Raw genomic sequence first — 12,416 nt, forward strand, 5'->3', positions numbered from 1 at the left:
TCCCAACAAGCTACTTTCAATTTGAAAAGCCGTTCATTATCATAAACCCATCGTATTCGTCCGAATAACACACTTGGGCACACATGAAACGCATTCTCTCGTATCTGCAAGAATACTTTGATGAACAATGGAATATCCGGCTGTTTGCCTCAACCGGAATTTTTCTGGCACTTTGCTTTGCAGTCAACTACGGGTTTGATGCAGAAGTTGCCGCCCTTCGGAAACTCGCCCATCCGCTTCATCAGTTTATTTTCTACTTTTTCTTCTACAGTATCCCCTATGGTGTGACTGTTTGTTTGTACGCAATCTTTACTCATGAACGGAGGTTCTTTCGTGAGAGGAATTTCTACTTGCTTGCCGTGTTCGGCTTTGCTTTGCTCGCACTCTACGTAACGCTGCACAACGTTCCTGCATATACTGTACGGCAGTCTCCTTCTCTGTTTGGTGAAATCGCCTTGCCGTATCTTTGGTATTTTGCGCGATACGCCTCCAACCTGCTGCCGGGACTTGGCATCATCATCCCACTTGCTCTGTACTGGCACGTACACGATAGAAGCCGTTCCCGTTTCTATGGTTTCAGTTCATCCAACATCAACCTGAAAACATACTTCGCCATATTACTCTTTCTCGTTCCCGTGGTTCTTGCCGCTTCTTTCGGCGCGGATTTCCAGTCGGCGTATCCCAGGTTCAAGTTCGGATTGCCCGCAAGTGCTGCCGGCATTGAGAAAGCGTTGCTTATCGGATTCTTTGAGGTGTGCTACGGAGTGGATTTTGTTTTTGTAGAACTGATTTTTCGCGGGTTTCTCGTGATGGCATTTGCCCGGTACCTTGGTTCAGGGGCGATTTTGCCGATGGTGGTAGTGTATGCATTCATTCATTTTCAGAAGCCGATGGGAGAGGCTATCGGATCGATTGTTGGAGGGATGGTGTTGGGAGTGATCTCGTATCGCACGAACTCCATCTACGGCGGAGTGATTCTGCATCTTGGCGTTGCCTACCTTATGGAAGTGGCGGGAACATTGCAGATGTTTGTGAGATAATTCATCTGAAAATCCAATCAAACCAATCCTGCTTTGACGAATTCCTCCATTTCAAATATTTCTCACGGGTAACAATACCGATCGGGCCCTGGTAAATTCCTCCATCCCTGTATCCATCAAACACCCGAATGGCGAGCACGTTTTCCCCGCCTTCGATGAGGGTACCGGAAGGAATCGTATACGAACGCATCTCCTGCCATGTATTTGAATGGCGGACATTCTCACCCATCGTCCCCGTCTTGCCGATGAGGGTGCCGTTGAGATACGTCTCGTCGAAGTCGTCAATCATTCCGAGAAGAAGTATCAACCGTTTGGCTGCCATTCCGGTCGGGACACGAAAGCGTGTTCTGTACCATGCGTATCCGTCGTAATCCGCATGGCCTTGCGGCTCCCAATATCCCGGAACGCTGATCTTCGGCCAGTTACTGTCGTTGACGTTCAGATTCTTCCACGACATATCATCTCCTGTCAAGAATCGCCATTCTCCCGCAAGCTGAATTTCAGGCGTCAGCGCCTTAACGTCTTCATATATCCCCAACCTTCCTTCATACATGCCACCGCCAAGTTGATCATCGTACACACGGACGGCAATCACGTTATCACCGGCAATGTTCAAGTACGACGCCGGAAGATAGTACTCACGTTCCCAATGGTACGCAGTTTCGTAGGCCGGGGGAAACGACCCCGACGAACCGACGAACTTTCCATTCACATACACCTGATCGACATCATCAATCCGCCCGAGACGAAGATACAGCGATTTGTCCTTCCAATTCGCTTCTGCACGGAAGTGTTTGCGATACCAGGCATAGCCGTCATACCCCGGAAAACCTTCATCCTCCCATTTTGACGGAGCGTAAATTGATTCCCATTTGCTGTCATCAAATGCAGCCTCTGCGCGCTGTTTTCCGTCACCCAACTCGAACTTCCAGTTCCCCCTCAAGTCATGAAGCAGCCGAAGTTCTTGAGCATATGAGTTCACCGTTGTGAGGGTGAACGTCAAGAGAAAAACTGTGCGGTATACGATCTGACGCTTCATATTGGTTTCACATTCGATCTGCCTGTACGTCATTCCTGTTCATTAGAAAGATACAATACTTCAGACATACGGATGTCGCTTTGCGGTCACTGAATGTAAAAAGATGTCACCAACAACCTACTTCCCGATCGCGCTGGCTATCAATGCGCTCATTCTGCTTGCCAGCACTGAAAACAACTCATCGGGCGATTCATAGCTTGTCCGGGCCTCGCCGGAGAATAATTCGGGATTCCGGAGTACGTTGCTTACCAGATATGCCTTATAACGAATTTCCGGTGACGGGTTCGTTCCGGCAACCACGTCAACCGCGGGCGCTACCAATGCAAAGTCTCTTTCCGGGTTCATCAGTTTCAGCAATGCAACGTGAGCAAGCGCAGATTCAACCACGCCGTCGTTCGCCGATTTCAGGCAGTTAGCATACTGCTTCTCTGCCTTTGCCAGATTCGCCCCTCTGACAGAACTCGCCTCTGAAAAGTAGGTGCCGGAATTGGTTTGGGAGAAAGCTGCAACCGAAAGTGTTGACATTACCAACACTGCATAGGCCATTTTCTTTGTTTTCATGACATCCTCCATTGGGTTTGTGCAATTGCTTAGTTGGAACTTCTGCCATAATCTACGGGCAGGAATTGTGGAAGATGTCCAAACAGCGTTAGCAATTGTAAAAGAATGTCACTCAGGAAATTGGACGTGATGATGCAACAGGCATCTCTTCTACACGATCAGCTTGTAGCCTGTTCCATGAATAGTGATGATGTGTCGGGGATGTGACGGATCGGCCTCAAGTTTTTGTCGCAGTTTGAGGACAAAATTATCAACCGTGCGAGTGCTGATGGACTCGTCATATCCCCACACATTTGTGAGGAGTTGGTCGCGGCTTACCACAGTGTTGCGATGCTGCCAGAGAAACTTGAGAATTTCGAATTCTTTCGGCGTCATCGCCACTTCCTTGCCGTCGCGTGTTGCGGTGTATGCCGCGAAATCAATTGCTGCATCGCCGAGCTTCATCTGAACAGACAACGCCTGAGCGCCCGACTGTTGCCTTCGTAACACCGCTTTTACGCGGGCAATCAACTCGCGGAGACTGAACGGCTTCGTCATGTAGTCATCGGCACCGAGTTCCAATCCAAGAACCTTGTCGATCTCCTCCCCTTTCGCCGTCAACATGATGACGGGCGTGCCGATCCCCTTTTCACGGGCTTTTTTCAAGACATCGAAACCCGACATCTGCGGAAGCATCACGTCGAGCACAACAAGGTCGTACGAATTGTTGATGAGTTCCTCCAATCCGGATTTTCCGTTATTCACGACATTTACGTCGTATCCTTCAAATTCGAGATTGTCTCTCAGGCCGATTTGCATTGTCGGCTCGTCTTCAACTACAAGGATTTTTGCCATGCTTCTGACTCAGGTTTTCTTCCGGAGATGTTTGTTCGGAAACACAAGTCTGAACGTGCTTCCTTTGCCTATCGTGCTGTCGAGCTCCACCTTTCCGCCGTGAGCGTCCATAATATGTTTCACGAGGGAAAGCCCCAGGCCGCTTCCTTTCGTATTGTGGACAAGTCCTTCAGACACACGATAAAATGTATCGAAGATTTTCTTCTGATGTTCGGGTGCAATCCCGGCACCATGATCCTCAACTTCCACTGCAATGCCGGAAGCAACCATCTTCGTCTCGATACGCAAGAACTTCTCTTCTTTGCTATACTTGATTGCATTATCAATCAGATTGATAACAGCCTCCGTTACTGCTTCGGAGTCTGCTGTAATAACCGGCAACCCGTCAGCAAGACGGACAAGCGGCTCGATGCCGTGATTCTGCAGATGATAACTGTATGTGTTGAGTACGGAACCGACAACGGTATTGATGTCGGTTTGCCCGAAGGTGTATTGTTTCTTGCCCGCCTCCATTCTGGAGAAATCGAGGATATTGTTCACGAGTCGAGTCAGCCGTTCCGATTCCTTCACGATCGTGCCGTAGTACTCCGTCTTCTTCTCCTCACTGCGAAGTCTTCCCATCTCCAACGTTTCCGCAAACATGCGAATCAGCGCAAGGGGAGTCCGCAATTCGTGGGAAACATTCGATACGAAATCCGACTTCAGCCGCACGAGTTCCATTTCATGGCGAACCGTCCGGTACAAGAGCCATGCACCGGTAATCACGACGAGATTGAGGATGATAATGAGAACAGTGTTCTGCGTTGTTCGTTCACGAACAATATCCGCAACTGTTGTTCCCTTCAGGCGGATGCCCAGCGAATGATCCGGAAAAAGCCACAAGGCTCTTTGCTGCTTGAGTTCCGCGGCAGTAACAGGGCTTGTGTTGACGACAGGCTCTCTGTTCCCTTTCGAAAGAACACCGAGTACAAATTCGTTCCCCGCAACGTCAAGAAGCTTCGGAGCGATCACGATGCGAATGAATGCATCGGCACGTATCACGAAACCGGCTGCGGATATCTCCTGTTGGTCTGCCAGCGCAAACGCCACGATAACGTCCTGATGATTTCGTCGGAAATCTTCTGCACCGATCGGCTCAAGCTTCCGGTAGCCGCTTTTGACGTAGCGCGCAAGTCGTTGGAAGTGCCCGGATTGGCGGGAAAGCGTACCGGCGAGGTCAACAGAATCTGCAGGCAGCATCTCTGAATTCCCGGCTGTGCGAGAGAGATGAAGAATTCTCCCAAGGGAGTCGGCAAAGAACAGTGCCGAGATTGCGGATGCCTGCGCGCCAAGCAAGGGTAGCACTGAATCCGGCCGGCCTTCGACGTTCTGCGCCACAGTGTTCGCCCAACTGTTGACAACATCCCAGGCATGCTGGTTCACGGAAAAAAGAATTGCATCAAGCTGGCGTGTATAGATTTCGTCCAGCAATTGCTCGGTGGTGCTGAGCGATGTCAACTCGTACACAGTGAACATCAACGCGGGGACAAGCACCAGCAATAGCAGGACTATTGCGAGGCGTGCAGGCTTTGCAAGTGTTTTCACATCATGCTATTGGGATTGAAGCGAACGTGCCAGGGCCTCCACTTCAGACCATACGCGCATAGTATTCTCCCCGCAAATTTTCCTGATGTCTGCTTCGGAATATCCGGATTTTTGAAGCTCACGGATGAGGTTCGGATACTGGGACACATCCTTCAATCCGGTCGGAAGCGAGTCGCCGACGCCGTCGAAATCGGAGCCGAGACCGACGTGGTCAACACCGACAAGCTTGACGACATGATCGATGTGGGCTACGACATCCGACACATCGGCGAACAGCGGCGGATTTTCTTCCCTGAATTTTCGGGCGTACGCGACAGCTTCGGCATCTGTTCGCTTCAGCTTGTGTTCTTCGTAGTATTTGTTCAGCGCTGTACGGCGTTCCTCCGATCGTTTACGAACATCATCCCGCAGAAACTCCGATCCGAAATTGATCTGGATGACACCGCCGTTCTTTGCCAACGCGACAATCATCTCGTCACTCATATTTCGTTCCCATTCCGGAGTGAAATGCCTGCACGATGAATGGGAAGCAATTACAGGCGCTTTCGTCTGTCGGATGACCTGGTAGAAGGCACTGTCGGAAATATGCGACACGTCAATCATGATACCGAGGCGATTCATCTCGTCAACGACTTGCTTCCCGAACGGACTCAAACCATTCCATTTCCGTTTCGGGTCGTAGGATGAATCACAGATATGATTGTTGCGTGAATGGGCCAGCGTGATGTACCGGATTCCCCGTCGATAAAAATGCTTGAGATTCTCCAGCTTTCCTTCAATCGGCGTTCCGTTTTCCATTCCCATGGCAAGGGCAATGCGCCCGTTCGACACGTGATTTCTGACATCCGCCACGGAATGCGCAACAGCAAACTTGTCGGGCGCGTCGGTTGCAAACTTCTCCACCATATCAATCAGACGGTCTGCGAACTTCTTGCCGCCTCCCTTTTCCTCATATGATGCAGGTACATAGATGGACATGAACGGCACATTCAAGCCGCCATCTTTGGCACGCGGATAATCGAAATCGCCTCCGGATGTGCGGACGGAAATATCCTCCATCTTCTCCTGAAGGCGATAGGGCACATCAATATGCGTATCGACAATGAGAAAGGGAGTCGAAGGCTCCGTGCCGGATCGTTCTGCTTCGGATTGGATTTCCTTCTTTGCATCAGAACACACAGTGACAACAAACGAAATCGAAAGAACAGCAAGAATCTTTGCAGACAATTTCTCTCTCCGAAATATTCAAGAATGCGTGAGTTAAACGGAGCAACTTCCGTACAGGCCGACGAACCCGGCATTTTGCTGTTCAAAGGTAGAAATTTGCAGTAGATGAAGCAACACCGGATTCGTGCAGGAGCTTCAGAAATTGATACTGAATCCGAGTGAGGGAAAGATGGGAATGCCGTTTATTGTTCGTGTGCGCAGAGAACCCGATTCATCAACAAAGTAATTCTGGTTTTGAACGTTTTTCCTGTTAAGCACATTCTGCACGTCGAGATAGAATGCCCATCGCAGCCCCCACCACGAGGGATATGTTGTCAGTCGAACATCAAGCGATTGGTAGGGGTCGAGTCTGCCTGAAAACCTGTCGCGTTCATAGTCAACGTCAAGAAGAACTCTCTCCCGCGAATCGGTTTGCAATACCGGAGTTTCCACGCCATTGATTGTCGCAACCACAACCCTTGGCTTCACGCCTAATGCAATAGCGTACGGCCTGCCTGAGCGCAGCGTGTACCGTATGCCGACATCCCAGGCGTCGGCAAACCGGAAGTTTCCGACAACATTCATTGCATGTCGCTGATCGAACAGAAACGGAGAGCGTACTCCATCACGATCCCGATCGGCATACGACAGCGCGTAACTGACCCATCCCGTCAGTCTGTCGGTCGGCTGTCCGCTGATTTTCTGCAACATGACTTCAAAGCCGTACGACCGGCCCGTCGCATCATTGACTGGAACGGAGGTGAGGGAATCACTGGGAATCTTGACTGGAGTAGTCCACCCGCGAACGCTTCGGAGGCTGTCACCGGTCGGTTGGGAATACCACCGGGATCCGGTCATTTTCTGCGCTGCAATCACATTCCTGAACCCTTTGTAATATCCTTCCAGCTTGAATTGCCACGCAGGCGAAACCATTCTGTCAAACCCAAGAATCACATGCCGGGCCTCTTCCGGCACAAGCGTTGCAAATGCCTGATCATTATACGTGATTGGGGCTTGGAAATTCTGCTTCTCCATCCCCGGCGATTGGTAGTATGTTCCGTACGCGGCCCGCAGGGTTGTCAGTTCATTCAGTTTGTAGGAAATGTTGATGCGGGGCGAAACATGCACAGTCTTTTTCAAGAAGGGATACACATCAAACCTCACCCCCGGCTGAATGAACAGGCGGTCATCAATTGAAATGCGATCTTGCAAGAACGCATTGTAGCGAGTGTAACGGACCGTTTCTGTCTCGTCAGTTGGAATGGCAAACCCGCGTTGAACAATGAAGTCTCTCAATGTCTTGTCGATCTGAAAATACCGTATGAAATCCGTGCGAAGGAAATCAACCCCGTACCCTCCTTCGATGGTGTGACTGCCGGAGTTCCAGAACAACCGCTGGGCCAGCGAGGTTTTTGTGTAGATGTAATCATAATCCACCGCAAACCGGACGAACCTCAGATTCAGCGTATCGCCCCTCCCGATACTGCCGGAGTTCTGCGAAGGATCGACGAAGGTGCCGTCGAAAGCGCCTGCGCCTGTGTTTTGATAGAACGAAACCTGCGTGTTGACAATCAGGTTCTTGCTGGGATTGAACTGCCACGTTGCACCAACCATTGAGTTGTAGGATTCATCAAAGAAGCTTACGCTGTCGGCGCGGTCACGTTCGGCTCCGGAAATGAGTGAGACGCCGTCACGTGACGTGAGGGCATTGAGAATTATCTTGTTCGATTCGCCGAAGGGCACGCTTGCCCTGAATTGCAGGTCACGGAAATTCGGCAAAGCAACATCCCCGTCCACAAGCTTGTTCCTCTTGAGAACCGGACCGAGGATAAGGTCGTAGTATGTTCTTCGAAGAGAAAGCAGATACGACGACCCGTCGAACGGCAATGCGCCCTCGAGGATTACGTTCATGTTGGTGAGACTGAAATTAAGCTTAGCGGCCAGCGGCACGTCGCTGCGACCTTCACGGTTCTTCACATCAATTACTGCAGAAAGCCGGTCGCCATACTGCGCAGCGAAGCCGCCTGTTTGCAGGCTGATGTCACTGACAGTTTCGGGATTGAACATCGAAACCACTCCGTACAGCCGGTACGGATTGATGACTTCGAATCCGTCAATCATAATCAAATTCTGATCCGGCCCCGAGCCGCGCACAACGAGCTGGGACGAGAAATCGCTGACGCTGGTAACACCCGGCAGTGCCTGCAAACCGCGCAACACATCTTCGGCAGCACCCGGAAGGTACTTTGCGTCTTTCGGTGTCATGGAAGTGACGCTTGCTCTCGTATCCTCGGCCGCCTGTCGCCTGCTTCCTGTAATGAGTATCTGGGCAAGTTCTATTTCGTTCTCACGCAGGCTCACGGAAACAGTCGAGGTTTCGTTTGCGCGGACACGAACAACAGCAAGCTCGCCCTGATCATACCCGATCAATCTCACTTTGAGCCTGTACGTTCCGGGAGGAACATTGTCAATCACAAACGACCCGCCTTCAGTCGTCGCGGCGCCAAACCGGGTATCTTCAAGAGTAACAATTGCATTGGGAGCAGCATCTTCGTTGGGAAGAAAGACCTTGCCTGCTATCGTTCCCGATACAGGTTGCGACATCCCAACAACTGGCAGGAGAAGAATGAAAAGGCTGATAATCCGGCGAATCGGCTTCATAAATATTCGTTGTTCAGAACGGTTCTTCATCTATAAAATTCAAACAAACAAGCAAAGGCTGCCGGTTCCGTTCTACGAAAAAAAAGGGGGAAAGTTGATTTCACAGCGAGAATACTCCGAATATGAACCAGCCGAAAATCACCAGAATGCCGATCGTAAACAGCCACCCCAGAATGTCGAGAATGAAACCGGCCTTGATCATATCCTTGAGCCGGATGTAGCCCGTCCCGTACACGAGCGCGTTGGGGGGAGTTGCAACCGGAAGCATGAATGCCATCGACGAGGCAAGCGCGGCAGCAATGGAAAGCGCGACCGGATTCTCGCCCGTAGTTTGTGCAATGGCGATAACCACCGGCGTCATCATCGAAATGACGGCCGAGTTCGTGGCTACTTCGGTCAACAGATCAATAAAGAGTACAATGGCGAACATCATTTCTATCGTTGTCGGCGAGCCGAACAGCGAGACAAACGTTGACGCAAGCCACGCAGCAAATCCGGTTTTGAACATGCCATCCGACAGGGCAATGCCGCCTCCGACAATCGCCAGTGCACCCCATTCGACATACTTGAAGTCCTTCCAATGAAGAAGAAACGTGCGCCCGCGAAAGCTGACGGGAATTAGGAATAAGGAGATTCCGGCAAAGAGTCCGGTTGTATATTCATCCAGCCACGTAATATGAATGAGAATATGTCGGGGAAGAAGTTGCTCACGGAAAGGCAGAGTCAGCCATAAAAAAACGGCACAGAAGAAAACCACGATCGAACCCTTTTCCCCCGTTGTCATCGGGCCGAGTGCGCGGAATTCTTCCATCAATCTCTTTTTCCCGCCTTCGAAGGATGAGACTTCGGGAGGAAAGACTTTCAGGAGAACAAACCACGCCACAGGAAGAAAGAGGATCACGTAAGGAACTCCAAATTTCATCCAGTCAAGAAACGTGATGCGCTGGTATGCCGGATCGCCTGCAAATGCGGTATTGAGAATTCCAACCGCGATGCCGTTCGGAGGCGTTCCAATCAACGTTCCCATCCCGCCGATTGATGCAGCCCACGCAATCCCTAACATCAACGCTTTGCCGAAATTTGATTTGCCGGGCTCGGCTCCGATGTACGCGAGAATACCTACGCTCAGAGGCAGCAACATGGCACAGGTTGCGGTATTCGAAATCCACATCGAAGAAATCGCCGATACCACCATCATTCCGAATAACGTCTTGCGGGAATCTTCAGCGAGCCGACCACGCGTCAGAATCCAGAGCGTCAGCCTGCGGTCAAGTTTCCACCGACGCATTGCGCCCGCGAGCAAGAACCCGCCAAAGAACAGCATCACGACGGGACTGAAGTAGTTCTTTGCCGTATTGACCACACCGAATTCATGCACTTGATTGTTGCTTAGTCCGATAACGCCGAACAAGGGAAGGATGGCGAGAGGAAGCAAAGCCGTGTGTGCAAGCTTCATCACTTCGGTAATCCACCAGATCACCATCAAGCCCATCAACCCTGAAACGAGTTGCATCGATCGGGCAAGGGTGTCAATATGGGCGGCATGCTGATCGCCGGCGAACTGTTGCGCCGCTGTGCGGAACGTTTCGAAAGGAGGCAAAAACGCCAACACGGCAAAGACGGTTGCTCCAAGCAGCGCGCCAAATGTTCGTTTGTTCATTGCCGTTGGTGGAGTGACGGGGTTAGTGAAGCGCCATTGTCTGATCCAGTACGTGCTGGTTCTTGACGGCGTTTTCGGCGGTCAGCAAAGGTCCGGTGTTGTTGATGATACAATCGGAGAAGAGGTTTACTTCTTCGGTGTAGAGATTTGGAATATCAAACTCCTCGACAACACTATCGTGTGTACCGTCGAGATTTCGTCTCTCGATCCGTAATTGGGATTGGCGTCCGCTTACCGTGAAATCAACGGCGGATATTCTTGACTCTGTCCCGATGAGTTCAATCCGGCTCTCACGAATCGGCGACGCATACGATGAAAAGATTGTCGCTATTGTGCCGCGCGAGAAACGCAGGAGAAGCTGTGACGAACTCTCGGTATGATTCATGTCGGGAACCGGTTCCAATTCGCCTTTCACCGAAATCACTTCATCATCCAGAACGAATCTCAATGTGTCGAGGCAATGGACACCGACATCGAATGTCGGACCGCCTCCGGCCACCCTTCTGTCGAGAAGCCACGCGCGGGAACTCAGCCTGCCATCATACACAAAATCCGATTCCGCACGGACAAGCTTTCCTAATGCATCGGATTGGACAAGCTCTTTCATTCTTTTCACAAGAGGCGAAAGCCTGACCATGTGCCCCACCATCAACTTGACGTTATTCCGCTTGCAGGCTTCCATCATGCGTTCACATTCCGCAACATTCATTGCCATTGGTTTTTCACAGAGAACGTGCTTTCCCGCTTCGGCCGTCAGAATGGCTTCTTCGCAGTGAGCTGAATTCGCAGACACGATAAACACAGCATCGACATCGGGATGGGCAGCAAGATCGGCAACAGAATCGAATGCGAGCGGAATATTCAATGCGGCTGCCGCGACTTTCGCTTTTGCTACCGACCGGTTGTGAATTGCGACAAGTGTTGAATTGTGAGATTGTCGGATCGCGGGAGCAATTGCTTTTTCCGCGAAGCGGCCAAACCCCGTGATTCCGTATCGAATCTTCCGTTGCGGAGAGTTCATCGAATCACCCGTACCTCGTCACCGACCCGTATTCTGCCGGGAGCAGCGTGAATGACATTCTGGCCAAACATCACTTGATTTCCAACGGAACGGAATGTTGCAAGGGTCCGCAACGGTTCCTGCCCCTTCGTCCCCGTCGCCGTGTCAACGGTTGTAATCGTACAGCGGGCGCAGGGTTTCACAACATACATATGGACGCCGCCGATTACGATTTCCTTCCACGTATCCTCGGCGAAAGGCTCGCAGCCATCCACAACAAGATTCGGACGAAAGCGCTTCATCGGTACCGGAACTTCAAGTCGTTCATTCAGATCGGCAAGCGAAGCCTCTGAAATCAACAGCATCGGGAACCCGTCTGCAAAGCTGACAACATTTTCCCCGGTGTCGTAGTTCTTGTCAACGGGTCGAACCGATCGTTCCGTCATAACAACAAGTTTGCAACGCACACCGAGAAATTCGCTGAACCACTCGGCAGTCTTCCCGTCGACCGGCATGGCTTCGAGACTGTCATCCCATATCACGACAGGGAGATGTTCGCGGCGGTCGGGCTTAAACGGCACTAAGAGCGGCTCCATCTCCGGCGCTTGCACAAACAGGCAGTCGGATTTCACCTGAACCGAAACCAGTGTCATGCGGGGGAAGTCGCGTTGCGTCATAAACATCCCCCCATCATCCACAACAAGCCAGCGACGATCATGTCGTAAGCCTCGAGGCTCAAGGTCGGCTTCGTGCAACGATATTAGCCCGCACGACTTAATGGGATAGATATTGAGTTCTGACAATCTCATCGACATGACCGAAAGAGTACTA

General features: G+C 51.2%; 10 protein-coding genes. 1 reads left to right on the plus strand and 9 read right to left on the minus strand.

The genetic code is table 11. The features are described 5' to 3' along the window. The first annotated feature begins 83 nt into the window (after positions 1-83). The gene (locus KF749_00680) at positions 84-1,040 is read left to right on the plus strand and encodes a CPBP family intramembrane metalloprotease (GenBank protein ID MBX2989660.1); all 957 of its coding nucleotides are present in this window, start codon (positions 84-86) and stop codon (positions 1,038-1,040) included. A 1-nt stretch (position 1,041) separates the two neighbouring features. On the opposite strand, the gene KF749_00685 is transcribed toward KF749_00680, so the two are convergent. From KF749_00685 to KF749_00725, 9 genes are all read right to left on the minus strand, one after another. Continuing rightward, positions 1,042-2,079 (minus strand): beta galactosidase jelly roll domain-containing protein, encoded by a 1,038-nt coding sequence (locus tag KF749_00685; protein MBX2989661.1) that lies wholly within the window; start codon positions 2,077-2,079, stop codon positions 1,042-1,044. A 117-nt stretch (positions 2,080-2,196) separates the two neighbouring features. Continuing rightward, a complete protein-coding gene (locus KF749_00690) occupies positions 2,197-2,640 on the minus strand; it encodes a hypothetical protein (protein ID MBX2989662.1) in 444 nt (147 codons plus the stop codon). 150 nt (positions 2,641-2,790) lie between these two features. Then, a complete protein-coding gene (locus tag KF749_00695; GenBank protein ID MBX2989663.1) occupies positions 2,791-3,474 on the minus strand; it encodes a response regulator transcription factor in 684 nt (227 codons plus the stop codon). Between the two features lie 9 nt (positions 3,475-3,483). After that, positions 3,484-5,058, minus strand: a complete 1,575-nt coding sequence (locus tag KF749_00700) for a hypothetical protein (protein ID MBX2989664.1) — start codon at positions 5,056-5,058, stop codon at positions 3,484-3,486. Positions 5,059-5,064: 6 nt separating this feature from the next. After that, positions 5,065-6,255: a dipeptidase gene (locus tag KF749_00705; protein MBX2989665.1), complete on the minus strand. Its 1,191-nt coding sequence runs from the start codon at positions 6,253-6,255 to the stop codon at positions 5,065-5,067. A 165-nt stretch (positions 6,256-6,420) separates the two neighbouring features. Continuing rightward, positions 6,421-8,955 carry a TonB-dependent receptor gene (locus KF749_00710; GenBank protein ID MBX2989666.1) on the minus strand — a complete coding sequence of 845 codons (2,535 nt, stop codon included), beginning with the start codon at positions 8,953-8,955 and terminating at the stop codon, positions 6,421-6,423. Between the two features lie 70 nt (positions 8,956-9,025). Further along, a complete protein-coding gene (locus KF749_00715; GenBank protein ID MBX2989667.1) occupies positions 9,026-10,585 on the minus strand; it encodes a DASS family sodium-coupled anion symporter in 1,560 nt (519 codons plus the stop codon). 22 nt (positions 10,586-10,607) lie between these two features. Then, positions 10,608-11,606 (minus strand): Gfo/Idh/MocA family oxidoreductase, encoded by a 999-nt coding sequence (locus KF749_00720; GenBank protein MBX2989668.1) that lies wholly within the window; start codon positions 11,604-11,606, stop codon positions 10,608-10,610. Continuing rightward, on the minus strand, positions 11,603-12,400 hold the full coding sequence (locus KF749_00725; protein MBX2989669.1) for an MOSC domain-containing protein: 798 nt from the start codon (positions 12,398-12,400) through the stop codon (positions 11,603-11,605). The genes KF749_00720 and KF749_00725 overlap by 4 nt, the downstream gene beginning before the upstream one ends. Between the last annotated feature and the right edge of the window lie 16 nt (positions 12,401-12,416).

This window comes from Bacteroidota bacterium (assembly GCA_019637975.1).
Lineage (GTDB): Bacteria > Bacteroidota > Ignavibacteria > UBA10030 > UBA6906 > CAADGV01.